This is a genomic window from Streptomyces sp. CC208A, from assembly GCF_030010625.1.
Taxonomy (GTDB): Bacteria; Actinomycetota; Actinomycetes; order Streptomycetales; family Streptomycetaceae; genus Streptomyces.
This window is the reverse complement of sequence record NZ_JASCXN010000043.1, coordinates 40019-56803: the sequence shown is the minus strand read 5'-3', so window position 1 is coordinate 56803 and position 16785 is coordinate 40019. Positions and strand designations below refer to the sequence as shown.

Genomic DNA, 16785 nt, shown 5'->3' with positions numbered 1-16785 from the left:
CTGATCGACCCCGTCCCCCGGCACCTCGACCAGGCCGCCGTCCATGCCCTCGGATGCACCACCGAACTCGGTGACGCCCGGCACCTCACCGCCGCCACCGGTTCCTACGACGCCGTCCTGCTGCTCGGGCCGCTCTACCACCTCACCACCCGCGCCGACCGCGTCCGCGCCCTCGAAGAAGCCGTCAGAGCGGCGAAGCCCGGCGCCCTGGTCGCTGCCGCCGGCATCAGCCGCTACAGCCTTCTGCAGGACTACACCGTGCACGCCGAGCTCACCCCCGAGCTCCTCCACGGCGAAGTCGCCACCGTCCTGCGCAGCGGCTCGTACGACGGCAGCCGCGGCTTCACCACCGCCTACTTCCACACCGCCGCCGAACTCGCGGCCGAGGCCGCCGACGCCGGCCTGACCCGGATCACCGTGACCGGGATCGAAGGCCCCGGCTGGGCCTACCTCCGCGCCGCCGAACGCACCGCCGGCGAGGCCCTCCACGACTCGCCGCTGCTGCCCGGCGCCATCGAGACGGCATGGCTTGCCGACGAGCATCCCGAGTTCGCCGACGCATCCGCGCACCTTCTCGTGACCGGACGGACCGAAGAATGAACCGCCCACGGGGCGACTTGCGGCGACGGGCGTCGTTCACTTCGGGCTGCCGGCCGGGCCAGGGGGGGGCACGGCGTCGGCCTCGGCAGGCGCGCGGCATGGCCGGTGCCAGCGGGACTCGTGCGTTACGCGGGACCGGGCGAGTTGGCCGCGTCCGACGGATACCGGGCTTCCGCCCGGCGATCCCTGCGTCGAACGGCAGACGATCCGGTCGGTGACGTTCTGGCGATCGTGGTCCGGTCGGGGCCGGCGGATGGCCAGCGGCACGCGCCTGGCTGAGGTGCTGCCGGGTGCCTGCCGCAGGTTCACGGGAGGAGCTGGGCGGCGATGGATTCCAGGTGAAGGGAGTTGGCGCCCTTGATGAGGAGGACGTCGCCGGGAACGAGGAGGTCGCGGACGGCGGCGGTAGCGGTGTCGGGGGTGTGCCGGTCGGGGGTACGGCCGGTGGCGGCTTGATAGGCGGTGGTGAGGGTGTGGGCGCCGTCGCCGGTGCCGATGACGATGAGGTGGGCGAGGTCGGCGCGGGCGGCGGCGTCGGCGACGCGGTGGTGCCAGGCGGGGGAGTGGCCGCCGAGTTCGGCCATCTCGCCGAGGACGGCGAGGCGGCGGCGGTCCTGGCCGACGTCGGTGAGGGTGTCGAGGGCGGCGAGGACGGACTCGGGGCTGGCGTTGAAGGCGTCGTTGATGACGGTGACGCCGTCGGGGCGGGTGGTGACGGCCAGGCGGCCTCCGGTGGCCATCGTGGCGCCGGACAGGGTGGTGGCGACGGTGTCGAAGGGCACGCCGGCGGCGAGCGCGGTCGCGGCGGCAGCCAGCGCGTTGGTGACGTTGTGGCGGCCGTAGACGGAGAGCTGGACCGGCGCGGTCCGGCCTTGGTGGTGGAGGGTGAAGGCGGGGCGGCCGTCGTGTGTGGTGATGCCGGTGGCGCGGACGTCGGCGCCGGGGGCGGTGCCGAAGAAGAGGGCCGGGCCGGGGTGGTCGTGGGCCATGACCGCTACGAGGGGGTCGTCGGCGTTGAGGACGGCGGTGCCGGTGGGCGGGAGGGCGCGCACGATCTCGGCCTTGGCCTCCGCGATGGCTTCGCGGGAGCCGAACTCGCCGACGTGGGCGGATCCGATGCCGAGGACGGTGGCGATGCTGGGCCGGGCCACCTCGCACAGGGCCTTGATGTGGCCCTTGCCCCGGGCGCCCATCTCCAGCACGAGGTAGCGGGTGTCGGGCCGGACGCTGGTGACGGTGACGGGGAACCCGATCTCGTTGTTGAAGGACGCCGGGGTGGCGACGGTGGGGGCGTGGGCGGCCAGGAGGTGGGCGAGGAGGTCCTTGGTGGTGGTCTTGCCCGCCGATCCGGTGATGCCGATGGTCAGGCCGGTGTAGCGCTGGTGGACGGCGCGGGCGAGGTCGGACATGGCGGTGAGGACGTCGGGGACGAGGACGGCCGGGACGTGGATCGGGCGCTGGGCGAGCGCGGCGAGAGCGCCTTGTTCGACGGCGAGGGCGGCGAAGTCGTGGCCGTCGCGGGCAGCGCCGGTCAGGCAGGCGAACAGGGCGCCGGGGGCGGGGTGGCGGGAGTCGAAGGCGAGCGGCGCGGTCACCACGGTGTCGGGGTCGGCGGTGTCGAGGGTGCCGTGGGTGGCGGCGGCGATCTCGGCGAGGGTCATGGGGATCATCGGACCGGCTCCTTGGTGTGTGACAGGACGACGCCTCGGCGGGCGTAGAAGCGGGGGAGGTCGGCCCAGGGGACGCGGTGGGCGTGCTGGCTGTGGCCGGGCAGGCCGGAGGGGTTGTTGATGTAGAGAGCCTCGGTGTCGGCACCGACGGAGAGGACGAGGTGGCCGCCCCGGGAGGGCGGCTCGGGGGGAAGCGTGCGGATGGTCTTGTGGACGGAGATGACGACGAGGGATCCAGCGTGGACGGCGTCGGCGATCTCGGTCTCGTCCAGGTCGGTGTGGATGGTGGCGGTGAGGGCGGTCCACCGGCGGGTGACGTACTCGGCGAAGGGCCGGTAGACGAGGCCGTGGACGGTGTCGCCGTCGCGTACGTAAGCCCCGGCGTCGCTCAGCTCGGACACGAGCTCCATGACGGGCGGGACGTGCTCGCCGAAGTGGTCGAGGGCCATGCGCAGGCAGGCGATGCCGCAGGTGCGGTCGGCCCAGAAGGCGTACTCGTCACGGTCGGCTGCGCCGGACTTCTGCCACAGGGGGTCGTCGCGGACTGACCTTGTCCCGGCGATGAAATCCGGGACAAGGTCCGGTGACTCCCACTGTGCGTAGTAGGCAACTTGATGGATCGTCGATCGCTCGGACATAGCGATCAGTGTGGCCCACAGCACCTGCGCCGGCCTGCGGTACGCGCGGCAGTGGCTACTGAACGGGCGGGCGACTGCAACTCCGACGTCTTGTCGATGCGGCAGCGTACTTCTATGAAGAACCCGCCGACTGCGGTGGGCCCACTGAGCTGCAGAGGTGTCCACCGCCACCAGGCGGCCCTTCGCCCGTTCTCTCCTGTACCGCCACCAAAAGGGACAAACGGCATGATCGAGATCGTCAAACGCAACGCCCGCGCCATCCTCCTTGACGGCGACGAGCTCGTCCTCATCAAGCGCACCAAGCCGGGCAGGGAGCCGTACTGGGTGTCCGTCGGCGGAGGGGTCGAGGCGGACGACGCGACCATCGAGGCGGCCCTGCACCGGGAGGTGTTCGAGGAGCTCGGCGGCAAGCTGAAGCGCGCCGAGCTGGTCCACCTGATCACCGACGAGCTGGAGGGCGGCGTCGGGGTACAGCACATCTTCGCCGCGCGCCTGGAGTCGATGGACCTGGCCGCGCGTACGGGGACGGAGTTCTCCAAGCCGGAGCGGGGCGGGTACGAGGTGGTCCGGGTGCCGTTCACTGCCGAGGCCGTCCGCGAGCTGAACCTGATGCCGCCGGAGCTCGCCGACTTCATCGCCGCGAACACAGACGCGATCACCTCCGTCCTCGACACCCCGATCCGCGAAGTGTGAGCGAGAGGAATTCCGTCTGTGGCTTTGTACGCGAGTCACCGCGTACAAAGCCACATGGCGCTGTCCCATCAGGACAGGGTGGCTTTTCACGGCCTGTCCGGAGTCGCGCAGGCCCAGCTTCCGGAGTACGCGAGTACCTGAGCGACACCGGTCGCTCTGCGGCTGATTCGGCACATGCCTCATGGGTCAAGCCCATGGGATGACGTGAAGTGCTTCCTTGACCCGAACTTGATGGGGTTGTCGTCGGACGTGAGTGTCCTGAATACCTTGGTGGAGGACTGGCAGGCGGTCTTTGACCCGGCGGATGTCGAGTGTCCGGACCTGCGGGTCTGGCCGACTGCAGATGTGTTGTCGACACGCTCGCGCTCCAGCAGGGCGACCGTCTCCGGGTGCCGCGGTTCGCGTACGGCTCATGGGGTGGGCGGATCGTCCACGAGCTGGGTGGTGATGCTGTTGCGAAGTTCGGCCATGGTGCGGCTGAAGGCCTCGAGAAGGTTCACCTCGTGCAGGTGCGCCAGGATGAGTACCGACCACAGGCAGTCGGCCAGTTCGTGCTCGAGCGCGGCTCGTCCGCCCGGCATGTCGCGGGCGCCGTCCGCGGCCATGACGAGTTTGGACAGGTCGCCCACGTCTCCCATGAAGCCGGTCATGAACTCGCCGCGCGTCCAGACCCGTCCTCGTTTTTTCTGGTTGAGCTCGTCGTACAGGGCGTGGATGTCGAGGGCCTGACGCTTCATCTCGGTGAAATCCATGACGGTGTGCTCCTTCGTGGGGTCGACTGTTCGCAGGTAAGGGTTTTGGCGAGGGTCAGTCCGTGAAGTACCGGTCGCACACCTGCGGCAGGTAGTCCGTGGTTGGACCGAGAGCGTCGGCCACGGCCGGGGAGGAGACGAAGGAGATCTCGTCGAGCTCCGGCCCGCCTGCCCCGGGGTAGGGCGGGACGTCGGCCTGTCCGGCGTGAAGGCGGCGCACGAGCGCGGCGGACACGTGCGGGCACAGGAAGTGGAAGCCGAGACCGCCGAACCGGCGGCTTCGGGTGAGCGCCCACAGCCGCAACCGGTCGTCGGAGACGAGAAGACCGGTCTCCTCGGCCAGTTCACGGGCAGCGTGCCGCCGCACCCCTGCCAGGTCCAGGAGTTCCCCGGCCGGAGGCGGTTCGACCGCGCCGCCGGGGAGAGTCCACCGGCCGGGAGCCGCGGTGGCAGCAGACCCGCGCCCGACGACGAGACCGTTCTCGGTGGGCACCAGGGCGGTGACGTACACGGACCCGGGTACCCGCTCGGCTGGCCACAGCCGGCGCAGGGCCCGGCTCCGGTACGTCATCCGCGCCCACCGCACCACCGTCCCGGCCCCGGTACGGTCGACGCCGAGACCGACGACCACGGGCCCGTCGAACGCGGCGGGGTTGAGCGCACGGGTCTCCGCCCACAGACGGTCCACTTCGCCCCGCTCCCACGGAGTGAGGCGCGGCGGCGGATGCTCGACGAACCTCACGTCGGGATCGAGGAACTCGGCGGCGGCAGGATCGGACATGCATTCGCCTTTCGGGGCGGTACAGCGGTGACGGAGCCTGTGGGTGCGGCCGTCCCCTTCGCAGAGGGGACGCCGCGTTGAATGGACGGCTACCAGGCGCCGGGACCGGCCGGTTCGGCGCCGGGCTGACGGCGCAGAGTGCCCGGCGGTGGTTTGAAGGCGTCATGGTGAGGCAGGTGCCGGGCAGAGCGGATCGGGAGCGAGGATGATGGTCATCCAGGGAACAGCCTCCTGCCGGTGGGAGTGCCCGACGGGGTCGGTGCCGCTGCGGTCGTCGAGGCTGAAGCCGGTGACCATGATCATGTCGGAGTCGTCGGCGATCGAGGCGAGGTGCGTCCCGCAGCGTGGGCAGAAGCCGCGGCGAAGGGTGGGCCAGGTCGCGTACCACGTCGGCTCGCCGCCGGGGCCGGTCCACGTCAGCCCGTTCTTGCCGAAGCCGACCCACAGGACTGCGGGGCCGCCGGAGATACGGGTCTCATGGGGGCATGAACACAAGTGCGGGTCGATCGGATCGCCGAGGACCTGGTAGGTGATGTGACGGCATTGGCAGTGCCCGGTCCGGGCGATCTCGGGTCGGGCGGACTTGGGCACGAGTTCGGGGGTGCGCGCGGTCTGGGCCTGAGCGGAGGACGGGTCGGGAGTAGGCGCGGTGTTCATCAGCTTCTCGATTCGCTGGAGGTGGGGGTGCTACCAGGAGGTGGGGCCGGGGAGTTCGGTGACGGGCTGGCGAGCGGACCGGGGAATGCCAAGCAGGGCGCGGGCCTGGTGGGCTGCCTGGAGCTGCTCGGTGGCGGACGGACCCCAGTCGAAGAGCTCCAGGGCCTGCTCCGGGGTGGCCAGGATCCGGATGTATGTGCGGCCGGTGGCCGGATCAACGGGGGACGGGCCGAGGTTCGTCAGAGCGGCGGCGTAGCGGACGCGGGCGCAAGGTGTTTCAGGATCGGACAGGTATCCGAGGTACTGGATGCCGGCCAGTTCGGCGGCGGCCTCCTCACGGGCCTCACGGACGGCGGTGGCCACGGGGTTGGCGTGCTCCTCGGGCTCCGGTGTGCCGCCGGGCAGGCAGGCCGTACCGGTGTCCGGTTCGAGGAGCACGAGGACACGCCCGTCCGGGGCGAAGCACCAGGCCCAGGACTGGCGGACCGTGAGGCCGTCGGGGACGGGGCGTGGGTGGAAGGGGAAGTGGTGGCGGGCTCGGGCGGTGCGCAGGACACCGACCCGGTCGAGGACGGTGGGGGCGATCGGGAGCCCGTCCTCCAGAAATACGGGGCCGGCGCCGGCGATGCGGGCGCGGAGCGCGGACAGGGCGCGGCGGGCGTCACCCGGAGACATCAGAGCGGGCAGGTCGGCCGGTTCGGCGAACTCGACGGTCTCGATCTCGCCCGGGCGGGGCCGGATCGCCGCGATCTGGTCCTCGTCCCAGACGCCGCCGTCGAAGACGTGCAGGAGCTCGCCGGGAAACTTCATGGCGGGGGGCGTGGGGCGGCCGGCGGGGGAGACCCAGTCGACAGCCAGCCCCTGGGTGACGGCCGCCGTGACGCCGAGCTCCTCTTCCAGCTCTCGGGCGGCGCCCTGGGCGGGGGACTCGCCTTTGTCGACGGCACCGCCGGACAGCAGTCGGGCGGGGCGGTAGGTCACGCGCTGGAGCAAGACCTGACCGCGCTGGTTGGTGATCAGGATGGAGGTGCCGGCCCACAGAGCGTGCGAGGCGCGCAGCGCCCCGTACGCCTCGTCCCTCATCGCAACGCCGGGGTGTTCGTCGGGCGCGGAAGTCGTGGTCATCTCTGTTCTCTCCGATCGGTGAGTGCTTGCCCGTGCGCGGTGAAGGGGTGGCCGGCACGGGGCCGGGGCGTCAGACGGTCAGCCGGTCCGGGGCGCTCTTCGTGGGGCCGGGGGTGAGGCGGGTGAAGTGCTCGGTCTGGATGATCCGGACGCGGTCGGCTTCGGGGACGCGGTCGAGGATGCCGGGCAGGGGCCGCACACGTGTGACTTCGCCGCGGTGCGCGAGGATCGCGCGCCACTTCACATCGGCCCACGGGGTGACGTCGACGCTGGTGGTCACGTACGAGTCCGGCACTGCGAGGACCGTCTTCCCCACGCCTTCGAGCAGCGGGCGGAGCGGGCCGACGCCGGACTCGGGGTGTGTGGCGGCATACAGCGCGGCCGGCTGCCACGGGGGGCCCGCTTCGGGATGCAGGTGGGCGAGGCCGGCGGCTTCGACGGCGAGCAGGGTGATCTGGTGGGTGCGTACGTGGTCGGGGTGGCCGGTCAACTGGCCGACCGCGTCGTGAGTGACGACGATCTCAGGCTTGAAATCCCGGATGTGGGCGACGAGGCGGCCGATGGCCTCATCGAGGGGAGCGTCGATGAGCCGGTGCTCACCGGGGGCCGACTCCGCGTTGCGGGCGTCGCCGTAGCCGAGCAGCCGCGGGACACCCGCGCCCAGGACAGCAAGGGTCTCCGCGAGTTCTGGCGCTCTTCGGCTGGCGGGGGCCCAGGTGGCGGTGACAACCGCTGTGCGGGCGCCGGCGGCGTGATGCTGGGCGAGGACGCCCCCGGCGAGAAGGGACTCGTCGTCCGGGTGGGCGAAGACAGCGAGCAGGCTGGGCTGCACGGGATCTCCAGGGCGGTCACGGTAGGGGGATGGGGAAGCCGGTGAGGTGCTAGGCGTGGCGGGCGAGGTGGGGAGCGAGGTCCGGGTGGCCGCCGCGCCCGGCGACCTGGAGGAGCTGGGTGAGCGCGACGAGTTCACCGGTCCGACCGTGCGGTGATCCGGCCCACCGCCTGCTCGGCGAAGGCCCGCACCTCCTGCGGGACCGTGCCGGGGCTGCCGGGTTCGGGGACCAGGACCAGCCGGTCGGCGTCCGGGTGATAGGCGATCGGGTCGCCGGGTTCCTGGAAGTGCACGGCCATCCGCGCACCGGCCCGGTAGGCGTCCAGCCCGGCCCGGCAGTACGCCACCATCGGCTCCGGCAGCTTGTCGAGCGCGAACCAGTCCATGGCGTCGCACACCTGGTGCTCCATGACCTTTGGGGTGCCATCCCAGCGCCTCACCTCGAAAAACACCCCAAGCCGGGCGGAGCCGGCGGGGGAACGGTGGTGCACCGTGACGGCCGCGCGGACATCCGCCGGATCGACCACGACACCCGCCTCCTCCCGGGTCTCGCGCACCAGGGCCGTGACGATGTCCTCCCACGGACCGTCCAGGTGCCCGCTGACCAGATGCCAGCAGCCGGCCGCGTACACGTCGCCGGCCCGTCGGGACAGCAGTACCTCGGGCCCGGCCGGGCTGTCGCGCAGGGCGATGAGGTGGACGTCGAGCGGCTCGGTGTGCCGCTGGGTGCCGGTCACGCGGCACCGCCGGGGCGGCGGGCGAGCAACACGGTGAACTCTGCGTCCTCCTTCAAGACGCCGCCGCGAGCGTGTTCTTGGAGGAGCCGGAGCGCGGCGGTCTCAAAGGCGTAGTGGTGGCCGGCGAAGAGGTCGGGCCGGGCGAAGCTGGTGGTGCGCAGGTAGCCGAGGACGTCTTCGGGTGTCCAGGTGCGGGCGACGGGGAAGCGGTGCTCGGTCACGTCGCTGAACGCCGAGTCGGCGAGGTCGTCCTCGTAGGGGCGGCCCGGTCCGGTGTAGGTGCCGCGGGTGCCTGCGCGCCGGTCGTCGCCGAGGTAGGTCTGGATCAGCTCCCGAAGGGCGGCCGTCCAGTCGGCCTGGTGGGTCCAGAGGCTGCCGTCTCCCATGATCGCCACGACGGCGTGCGGCGCGGCCACCCGGTCGGCCATGTCCAGGACTTCCGGGTGGGACATCCAGTGGAAGGCACGGCTGCAGGTGATCAGGGTGGGCGCTCGTCCGGGCGCGGAGGGGGCGAAGGTGTGCGCTTCGCCGGTGAAGGCGTTCACCGTGCAGGACCCGCGGACCGGTTCGAGCGCAGTGAGGGCCGTCTGGAGCATGTGCTGGTGCACGTCGACCAGATCAATGTGAACCAGTCGGCGCAGAACGGGCAGCAGCGCGCGGGGCACCTGTCCGGTGCCGGTGCCCAGGTCCAGCAGGACGGGGTCGGGTACGCCGTGCTGCGTGGCGGCCAGGAGGTGCACTGCGGCGTCCGGCAGGCCGGGACGGTAGCGGGCGTAGTCGGCGGCGGATCCGAACAGGGCATCGTCCGAGGTTGCCGCAGAGGCCGGCTGGTCGGGGCGGGTCATCGTGAATCTCCAAGAGCGTGAGGAAGTTGCCAGGTCAGGGCGCCGTTCGGGCTGGTGGCCTGCTGGACGTCGTCGGTGTCGAGGTGGAGCCGGTAGGCGGCCGGTTCGCCGGCCGCCCGCCAGCGGGCGGCGGCGTCCTGGATCTCCGCCCAGATGTCCCGGGGGCCGCAGGCCGTCACGTCCCACCGGCGGTGGCCAGCGGCTCGCACGCGCATCCACGACCCGCACTCGGGCGCGCCGATCGTCAGGTCCTCGGCGCCGAAGTGGCGCACCAGCCCGGGGTGGAGGTAGTCCAGGGCCAGCCACATGCCGCGCGCCGTGTCCGCCGGCGGCGCGACCCGGGTGCGCTGCGTTGACCCGTCGGCGGTGGTGATCGTGTCGCGGAAGGAGGCGGACAGGAACAGCCGGTCGAATCCGGTACCGGCGCGGTGCCCGAACTCGACCGCGCGCAGCTCCGCCTCCACCGTCCCGTCCGGTCGTTTGCCGATCACGGCCATGCCCGGCCATGCCCGGCCACGACGGCGACGACGTCCCCAGCGTCATCAGGGCGCGCCCGCCCGGCGCCAGCTGATCCACCAGAGCCGTCGGTACGCGGCGGACGGCGAAGGAGACGAAGGCCCGGTCGTACGGGCCCGCGTCGGGCCAGCCTGCGGTGCCGTCCCCGGTCACCACGGTCGGCCGGTAGCCGAGAGCGGCCAGGTGCTCGCGGGCGGCCGCGGTGACGTGCGGGTCGATGTCGAGGGTGACGACCCGGTCGTGGCCGCACACGAAGCAGGCCACCGCGGCGGTCACCCCGGCGCCGGTCCCGACGTCCAGGACGCGCTGGCCGGGTCGCAGGTCCAGGAGCTGGAGCAGGTCCGCGGTCATGCCCATCGTGCTCGACATCGCGGTCATGGCGCCGCCGCGCCGCGACCCGGTCGTACGGCCGAGAATCGGTTCGCCGTCGTGCTGGATGGCGACGCTGTCCCCGCTGTGGAGCAGCTCCAGCAGCTCGTCCCGGTCGGCCGGGCGGGTCCAGTCCAGCAGATCCCAGCGTGGCGGGGTCTCGTCCGGGGCGCTGCGCCGCACGTACGCCTGGGGCATCAGGATCTGGCGCGGCAGCGCGAGCAGAGCCTTGCGCACCGGGCCGGGGCGCAGCTCTCCGCTCTCCTCGAGCCGGGCGACCATCGCCGCCCGGGCGTCTGCGGCCCCGGAGGTGTCGTCGGCGGACTGCGGCGGCAGGAAGGGCGCGGTGGGCAGGGCGGGGTCGCTTCGCCCGTCGTGCTCCAGGGGTTCGGATGGGGCGGGCACGGCAGACGTCGCTACGGCGGCGTGCGGCACCTTGTTCACGGGGCATCTCCTCCGGGCGAGCGGTCGTGACGGTCGTCTTCCGTACGTGCGGGCGAGGGCACGGCCGGGGACGCCGTCCGCAGGGCGAGCGGCGATGACACAGGGGGTTCGGGGGCGCCGGGCCGGGCCGGGGGTGGGTCCGGCATGTGCCGCAGCGCGCGCAGCGGGGAGCGGACGAGGACGACGAGGGGGACGAGCAGCAGGAAGGTCCCGGCGGTCAGCGTGGGCCGCACCCCGATCCACGTTCCGAGTCCGCCGGCGAGCAGAGCGGCCACGGGGCGGGCGCCGGCCGTCAGCCACGTGCTCACGGCCTGCATCCGCGCCTGCATCCCGGCCGTGGTGATGATCTGGCGGATCGATCGCTGGGTGGTGCCTGCGGCACCGGCACAGGCCAGTTGCAGGAACAGCGCCGCTGCGATCGCGACCTGCCATCGAAGACCGGGGGAGGCGAGCAGCAGCGGGATCTGGGTGAGCGGGGTGATCGCGAGCGCGGTCAGCATCATCGGGCCCGGGCCCCACCGGCGGGCGAGGGCCGGGGCGGTGAGCGCCCCGGCGGCCGCGCCCAGGGCGCCCAGGCCGAGAACCACCCCGAAGGCGGTCGCGCTCATCGCAAGGGACCTGAGCAGGTACAGGGCCCACAGGGTGTTGAGCAGCCCGAGCGCGAAGGAGGTCGTGGCGTTGACCAGGGTCAGGGTCAAAAGCCGCTCATCGCCGCGCACGTACCGCAGGCCCTCGCCGATCTCCTCGCGCAGCCGACGGCTCTCCCGGCGGGCCCGGACGGGTTCGCGGGCCTGGATGCGGGCGGTGCATCCGGCGCTGACCAGGAAGGAGGCGACGTCTCCGAGTAGGGCTCGGGCGGGGCCGAGCACCGCGGTCAGCGCGGCGCCGAGGTGGCTTCCGGCGGTCGCGGCGATCGCGAACAGCGCCCCCACGCGGGCATTGCTGCGCTGGATCAAGGGCCGGTCGACGAGGCTGGGCAGGAGGCTGATGGCCGCCGCGTCGTGCAGGACGCTCGCCGCTCCCTGCACCACGGCGACGGTCATGAGCTGCGTCAGGGTCAGCGTGCCCAGCGCGGCCGACACCGGCACCGTGGTGAGCACCGCGGCACTGGCCAGGTCACCGGTGATCATCTGCCGGCGCTTGGAGTACCGGTCGGCGAGCGCGCCGGCGTGCAGGGCGAGCAGCGCGGGCGGGAGCTGCCCGAGGAACGCCAGCCACGCGACCTGGGCGGCCGTGGCGTCCAGGTGGAGCACGGCCAGTACCGGCAGCGCCATCTGGGTGATCGAGCTGCCGGCCACGCTCGCGGTCTGGCCGGTCAGGTACCGGCGGAAGTCCCGGTGCCGCCACAGCGAGGTACTGGAAGAAGCGGGCGTGGACGGGGACTCAGCGCAGGACGTCACGGAGCACCTCCTCGGCTTCCTCCAAGCGCTCCCACAGCACGCCCGCGGCCTCGTGCCGGGCGCGCCCGTACGCCTCCAGCGCCGGGGTGAGCGCGGCGGGGTCGTTCAGCGGCTCGGACAGGGGATAGACCGAGCAGGCCAGGTACCCGGCGGCGACGCGCGGCACGGCGAGGAGGTCCTCGGCCGCAAGCTCCGGGTTCGCGGCCCGGTAGGCGCCAACGGCGCGGGCCAGGCCGGGGATCCAGTCGTCCGGGCGGGTCAGCACGGTGCGCGGGTCCAGCGCGATCCGGCCGAGCTCCCAGGCGGCACTGCGATGCCCCGGGGGCCGGAAGTCGATCACCGCAGCGACGCTCTCATCCCGCAGCAACAGGTTGGGGGAGGCGAGGTCTCCGTGCACGACCTGCGCCGTCAGCGAGCCGGGCAGCTTCTCCAGGCGGGCCGCCACCTCAGGAAGAGCGGCAAGCCGCTGTTTCGCGGTCTGCGCGCACCAGGCGGCGAACCCTCCCGGAGCTGGCGGCACGGCGGCCCACCGTGCGAGGAGTTCCTCCAGCCGTCGCCCGGCCCGCGCGACGTCGCACACCTCGCGGGCCGCCACAGGGCGCGGCGGTCCGGCGGGGTGGCGGGCCAGCGCCCGGTGCAGACGGCCCACGGCCTCGCCCACCGCATCCCACCGGCCACCGAACAGCCCGCCCACGGCCGTCTCCGCGCCCGCGACGTACTCCGCCACGGACACCGACAGCCCGCCGGCCGACGCGATCACCTCGCCGGACATCGACCGCCACACGGCCGGCACCGGAACCCCGGCGGCCCTGGCCGCCCCACCCAAAGCCAGGGCCCGGCGCTCCTCGGCCAAGTTGGTCCCGCGCGGGTACGCCTTCACGAACCACCGCCCGCCTTCGCGGTCCTCGGCCAGGTAGTTACGGGTCACCGTTCCCGCCGGGCCCTCGACAACCGCGGTCGGCGTGATCCGGTACAGCAGCGTCAGGATCCCCGCCACGGCCATGCCGTCGGACTCGGCACTCATCCCGGCGCCCCCGACGGCGTCGGCCTGTGGACGGACGGGACTTGCTGTCCGTTCCCGATAGGTGTGCTCACCCTGCTCACCAGCCCAACTGGGAGTAGGGGCGGCCTTCGGCGATCGCGGCGATGGCCGTTCGGGTGTAGGGGACGATCCGGTCCGGCAGCTCATGCCGCGGCCACCACTTCCAGGTCAGGCATTTGTCGGGCTCAAGGACCTTCGGTTCCCCCTCCCACTGGCGGGCTTTGAAGACCAGCTGCATCAACGGCAGCGCACCGAGGGTGTCGACAACATGGACGACGTGTGCCAGTTCCACGTCCGCGGGTTCGATGATGAGACCGGTCTCTTCCCTTGTCTCGCGGACCAGGCAGGTGAGGGCGGACTCCTGCTCGCACCGGCCGGCGGGGTAGTGCCAGGTGTTTCCCGCGTACTTCGAGTTGGGGTGGCGCAGCCCGAGGAGCACCCGGCCTTCGGCGTCTTCGAGGTGGAGGTGGACTCCGATGCCGTTGAGCACGGTCCGGCTGCCACCGTCCCATACGGCGGGAGCCGCGGCCTGCTTGTTGTCCGGGGGATTCTCGGCCGCGTGCCGGAGAATGAGGTCTCGCGTCGCGGGGCTCAGGCGGAGCCGGTCCAGTACGTCGGGGGTGAACCACCGCAGCAGCACGCCCTCGCGCAGCCGGAGCCGGTCGGGGTTGCCGCGCCAGCGGCCCTGAAAGACCTGGACCGGGACGCTGAGGCCGTCGATGCTGGTGGCCTCCTCCACGGCGTACCGCTCCAGGTTCTCCAGGCGGATGTCGGGGACCTCCTCGGACAGCTCCCGCAGCAACGTGCCCTCAAGATCCTCGTCGTCGTGCGTGCGGCCCCCGCCGAGCAGGGCGAATGCCCCCGACTGCCAGATGATGCCGGGCTTGTGGTCGCGTAGATGGAGCAGGTAGCGGCCGGCCCCGTCGTGGATCAGTGCGGACGCGTTCACCGGCTCAGGCCGGCCGTCCAGCCGTGCCTGGAGGAGCTTCGTGCGCAGTGTCGGCGAGGTGACCTCAGGCATGGCGAGCCATTGGGCGCCGGACACCTCTTCGTTCTGCAGGGTGATCGCGGGCGGCTCGTCGCCAGCGAGGTAGAACACATAGCGGAAGTCGTAGTGCTGGTGGGCCAGTTCACCCTTCGAGGGGTTGGCGTCGATGCCGTGGACGTCGATGTCGACCGGCGAGCCGAGCGTCTGCCGGGCCAGGCACAAGGCCCCGGGCTGAATCCCCGCCTCCTCCGACACCTCGCGCAGTGCCGCGGCGAGCAGTGTGCGGTCGCCGGGCTCGACGTGGCCGCCGGGTGGAAGCATGAGGCCGTCGGTGGCCCGGTGTCGGATGTGTAGGACCCGGCGCCGGCGGTCGATGATGACGGCGCTGCACGTGACGTGACCGGGCAGCGTCGCCCGGGCGGTCACATCGCCGGTCCCCTCCAGTACGGTGAGCAGCCCGGCCAGGGCGTCACGCTCGTCAGGGTGGCGGCCGAGATACGCCTCGACGGTCTTGCGGATCGCGGAGGAGCTGGGTGACATGGGCGTCGTCTCGCCTTCGATGTAGGTGCGGGGTGCTGCGGGACCGGGCTGCGGAGGGCGTGCTGTGGGTCAGCTCGCCGTCTGGTGGTCGGACGGCTGGGCGCCGCGCGGGCCGGGAAGACCGGCCGCGGGCGCGAGCCCGTACTGGGCGGCCTGGGCGGTGAACATGCCCTGGTACAGGCCGCCCACGTGGGCCATGAGCTCGTCGTGGGTGCCGTCCTCGACGACGCGTCCTTGGTCGAGGACGTAGATGTGGTCGGCGTTCATGGTCGCGGCGAGCCGGTGCGTGACGAGCACGACCGCGTGCCCCTCCTCGGCCAGGGACCACAGTCCCCGGAACGAGGCGATCTCCGCATGGGGATCGAGGGCACTGGTGGGTTCATCGACCAGTAGGAACGGCGCCTGCCGGTACAGGGTTCGAGCAGATCCCAGCTTCTGCCACTGTCCGCCCGAGAGCTGGACACCGCGCTCGTAGCCCTTGAACACGATCGAGTCCCAGCCGTGCGGCAGGCCCTCGACCAACTCGAGCACGCCCGCCTCCTCGGCGGCCTTGCGCACACGGTCCATGTCCCGGGGACGGTCGCCGGCGCCGATGGCCACGTTCGCGGCGGCCGTCATCTCCCACTGCGGGAAGTGCTGATCCAGTATTCCGACGGCGCGGAAGACCTGGGCGCGGTCCGCCTCGCGGAGTTCGACCCGCTCACCCGACTCACCCACCCACCACACGTCTCCCTCGGCAGGGAGCAGAAGGCCCGCCAGTACCTTCGTGAGCGTGCTCTTCCCGGAGCCGTTCGCACCCACCAGGGCCGTCACCTTCCCCCGGGGCACCCGCACGCTCACGCCCTTCAGCGAAGGGCTGTCGGCCCCCGGGTAGGTGAAGGAAACTCCCTCCGCCCGCACCTCGAGCGGCGGGTCAGGCAGCGGCTTGCCGGAAGAGGGGATCGCGTTCTCCCCGGCGATCTTGATGGCGTCCTCGGTGTCGGTGAGGAACAACAGCTCCTCGTACAGCCGGTTGACCTGCTGCACCAGCGACGTGAGACGTGCCGTCGAGGTGCGGATGGCGATCACCGCCGTACCGCCGACAGCGAGCGGCAGACCACCGGACGCAAGCAGCCACCACAACACCCCGTAGCAGGCCAGCGACGCCACCCCGGCGAACGCTCCCGCGACCAGGTCCGTGGAAGCCTGTGCCCGGGCAAGGCGCCGTTGCTCCGCCTCCGTCTGCCGCGACATCTCCTCGTAGCTGGACAGCAGCTTCGTGCCGGCGGCGTGCACGCGGATCTCCCCGGCGGCATGCGGGCGGGTCAGGCAGGCCAGCAGGGAGCCGATCGCCCGCCGGTGGTCGATCCAGTTCAGACGGGACAGGTACTCACGGCGCGCGGAGCGGACCGCTCCCCACCCCTTGGGCAAGGCGATCGCCAGCAGCATCGGCAACAACGCCCAGTGCAGCGACGCCAGCACGACCGCGGCCGCCACCATGCCGATCACCACATTGCCCACGCCCACCGACAGCCGGAGCATGCTGCGGGCCGAGTCCGTTCCGAACCGCCCCGCCTCCAGGATCCGCTGGACCTCCGGCCGTTCGGTCGCCTCCACCTCCACACCGGTGACGGCCGTGTAGTACCGGGTGGAGACCGCCCGCTCCACCTGCGGTTCCAGCCGGCCCGACATTGCCGTCGACCACGCCGCCAGCACCGCGGTCGCCACCGCCGCGACGGCGAGCACCGCCAGCGACGGCAGCGCCTCGCGGAGCTTGTCCGCGGTCGGACCGTCGGCGAACAGCTGCGTGAGGACGCTGTTGACCGCCACCAGCCCCCAACCCGCCGTCACGCCCTGCCCGAGCTGCGCCGCCACCACCCCGGCGAGCGCCCGCCGGTCCGTCTCCCAGCCGGTATGCAGCACCATGCCCACCATGCGGGGCAGCGCCGCCGCCATGCGTCCGAACCCCAGCCGGGTCAGCGGCCCTTCGTGGCGGACGAAGGACTGGTCGTAGCGCAGCCGGCCGCCGTACAGCTCACGCTCGGCGTCCGAGATACCGGCCGTCGATGCGGCCTCCGGCGGTTTCGTGGTCTCATCGTTTTCTGGTTCGACCCGCGTCAATGTGTTCCCCCTCGGAGGTGTGATGGTGGCGTCGGCGTGTTCAACGACGCCGCCGC

The 16785-nt window shown here is 72.2% G+C and carries 16 protein-coding genes and 2 pseudogenes; 3 read left to right on the top strand and 15 right to left on the bottom strand.

The genetic code is table 11. From position 1 onward, the window contains the following. Window positions 1–600, top strand: a 600-nt coding sequence (locus QK442_RS32250; protein ID WP_282697649.1) for a class I SAM-dependent methyltransferase, incomplete at its 5' end; no start/stop codon positions are given. A 305-nt stretch (window positions 601–905) separates the two neighbouring features. Here QK442_RS32250 and murF read toward each other — a convergent pair. Next, the gene (murF, locus tag QK442_RS32245) at window positions 906–2270 is read right to left on the bottom strand and encodes a UDP-N-acetylmuramoyl-tripeptide--D-alanyl-D-alanine ligase (RefSeq protein WP_282697648.1); all 1365 of its coding nucleotides are present in this window, start codon (window positions 2268–2270) and stop codon (window positions 906–908) included. Next, window positions 2267–2908: a C39 family peptidase gene (locus tag QK442_RS32240; RefSeq protein ID WP_282697647.1), complete on the bottom strand. Its 642-nt coding sequence runs from the start codon at window positions 2906–2908 to the stop codon at window positions 2267–2269. The genes murF and QK442_RS32240 overlap by 4 nt, the downstream gene beginning before the upstream one ends. A gap of 225 nt (window positions 2909–3133) precedes the next feature. Here QK442_RS32240 and QK442_RS32235 point away from each other — a divergent pair, with 225 nt between their 5' ends. After that, the gene (locus QK442_RS32235) at window positions 3134–3601 is read left to right on the top strand and encodes an NUDIX domain-containing protein (RefSeq protein ID WP_282697646.1); all 468 of its coding nucleotides are present in this window, start codon (window positions 3134–3136) and stop codon (window positions 3599–3601) included. Window positions 3602–3775: 174 nt separating this feature from the next. Continuing rightward, a pseudogene (locus QK442_RS32230) lies at window positions 3776–3955 on the top strand (hypothetical protein); the annotation flags it as partial. A 56-nt stretch (window positions 3956–4011) separates the two neighbouring features. Here the strand turns inward: QK442_RS32230 and QK442_RS32225 are convergent. The 13 genes and pseudogenes from QK442_RS32225 to QK442_RS32165 form a co-directional block, all read right to left on the bottom strand. Next, window positions 4012–4353 carry a MazG nucleotide pyrophosphohydrolase domain-containing protein gene (locus QK442_RS32225; RefSeq protein WP_282697645.1) on the bottom strand — a complete coding sequence of 114 codons (342 nt, stop codon included), beginning with the start codon at window positions 4351–4353 and terminating at the stop codon, window positions 4012–4014. A 55-nt stretch (window positions 4354–4408) separates the two neighbouring features. Further along, the gene (locus QK442_RS32220; RefSeq protein WP_282697644.1) at window positions 4409–5134 is read right to left on the bottom strand and encodes an NUDIX domain-containing protein; all 726 of its coding nucleotides are present in this window, start codon (window positions 5132–5134) and stop codon (window positions 4409–4411) included. Between the two features lie 162 nt (window positions 5135–5296). Then, on the bottom strand, window positions 5297–5791 hold the full coding sequence (locus tag QK442_RS32215) for a GFA family protein (protein ID WP_282697643.1): 495 nt from the start codon (window positions 5789–5791) through the stop codon (window positions 5297–5299). Between the two features lie 30 nt (window positions 5792–5821). Then, window positions 5822–6916, bottom strand: coding sequence for an NUDIX domain-containing protein (locus tag QK442_RS32210; protein ID WP_282697642.1), 1095 nt, complete (start codon window positions 6914–6916; stop codon window positions 5822–5824). A 70-nt stretch (window positions 6917–6986) separates the two neighbouring features. Next, window positions 6987–7748, bottom strand: a complete 762-nt coding sequence (locus QK442_RS32205; protein ID WP_282697641.1) for a PIG-L family deacetylase — start codon at window positions 7746–7748, stop codon at window positions 6987–6989. Window positions 7749–7882: 134 nt separating this feature from the next. Next, window positions 7883–8485 carry an NUDIX domain-containing protein gene (locus QK442_RS32200; protein WP_282697640.1) on the bottom strand — a complete coding sequence of 201 codons (603 nt, stop codon included), beginning with the start codon at window positions 8483–8485 and terminating at the stop codon, window positions 7883–7885. After that, window positions 8482–9330 (bottom strand): methyltransferase domain-containing protein, encoded by an 849-nt coding sequence (locus QK442_RS32195; protein ID WP_282697653.1) that lies wholly within the window; start codon window positions 9328–9330, stop codon window positions 8482–8484. Before QK442_RS32195 ends, QK442_RS32200 begins: the two co-directional genes overlap by 4 nt. Beyond that, on the bottom strand, window positions 9327–9827 hold the full coding sequence (locus QK442_RS32190) for a hypothetical protein (protein WP_282697655.1): 501 nt from the start codon (window positions 9825–9827) through the stop codon (window positions 9327–9329). Before QK442_RS32190 ends, QK442_RS32195 begins: the two co-directional genes overlap by 4 nt. 94 nt (window positions 9828–9921) lie before the next feature. After that, a pseudogene (locus tag QK442_RS32185) lies at window positions 9922–10197 on the bottom strand (methyltransferase domain-containing protein); the annotation flags it as partial. 458 nt (window positions 10198–10655) lie between these two features. Further along, window positions 10656–12059, bottom strand: a complete 1404-nt coding sequence (locus tag QK442_RS32180) for an MFS transporter (protein WP_282697639.1) — start codon at window positions 12057–12059, stop codon at window positions 10656–10658. Then, the gene (locus QK442_RS32175) at window positions 12043–13083 is read right to left on the bottom strand and encodes a phosphotransferase (protein ID WP_282697638.1); all 1041 of its coding nucleotides are present in this window, start codon (window positions 13081–13083) and stop codon (window positions 12043–12045) included. Before QK442_RS32175 ends, QK442_RS32180 begins: the two co-directional genes overlap by 17 nt. Window positions 13084–13159: 76 nt before the next feature. Then, complete coding sequence (locus tag QK442_RS32170; protein WP_282697637.1) at window positions 13160–14629, bottom strand: NUDIX domain-containing protein; 1470 nt, start codon at window positions 14627–14629, stop codon at window positions 13160–13162. 69 nt (window positions 14630–14698) lie between these two features. Continuing rightward, window positions 14699–16729, bottom strand: a complete 2031-nt coding sequence (locus QK442_RS32165; protein WP_282697636.1) for an ABC transporter ATP-binding protein — start codon at window positions 16727–16729, stop codon at window positions 14699–14701. Window positions 16730–16785: the final 56 nt, after the last annotated feature.

Excerpts from the sequence above, each read along its gene's own strand:
- QK442_RS32195 (WP_282697653.1), bottom strand. The coding sequence starts at position 9,330 with ATGACCCGCCCCGACCAGCCGGCCTCTGCGGCAACCTCGGACGATGCC.
- QK442_RS32225 (WP_282697645.1), bottom strand. The coding sequence starts at position 4,353 with ATGGATTTCACCGAGATGAAGCGTCAGGCCCTCGACATCCACGCCCTG.
- QK442_RS32210 (WP_282697642.1), bottom strand. The coding sequence starts at position 6,916 with ATGACCACGACTTCCGCGCCCGACGAACACCCCGGCGTTGCGATGAGG.
- QK442_RS32235 (WP_282697646.1), top strand. The coding sequence starts at position 3,134 with ATGATCGAGATCGTCAAACGCAACGCCCGCGCCATCCTCCTTGACGGC.
- QK442_RS32190 (WP_282697655.1), bottom strand. The coding sequence starts at position 9,827 with ATGGCCGTGATCGGCAAACGACCGGACGGGACGGTGGAGGCGGAGCTG.
- QK442_RS32170 (WP_282697637.1), bottom strand. The coding sequence starts at position 14,629 with ATGTCACCCAGCTCCTCCGCGATCCGCAAGACCGTCGAGGCGTATCTC.
- murF (WP_282697648.1), bottom strand. The coding sequence starts at position 2,270 with ATGATCCCCATGACCCTCGCCGAGATCGCCGCCGCCACCCACGGCACC.
- QK442_RS32220 (WP_282697644.1), bottom strand. The coding sequence starts at position 5,134 with ATGTCCGATCCTGCCGCCGCCGAGTTCCTCGATCCCGACGTGAGGTTC.
- QK442_RS32175 (WP_282697638.1), bottom strand. The coding sequence starts at position 13,083 with ATGAGTGCCGAGTCCGACGGCATGGCCGTGGCGGGGATCCTGACGCTG.
- QK442_RS32240 (WP_282697647.1), bottom strand. The coding sequence starts at position 2,908 with ATGTCCGAGCGATCGACGATCCATCAAGTTGCCTACTACGCACAGTGG.
- QK442_RS32215 (WP_282697643.1), bottom strand. The coding sequence starts at position 5,791 with ATGAACACCGCGCCTACTCCCGACCCGTCCTCCGCTCAGGCCCAGACC.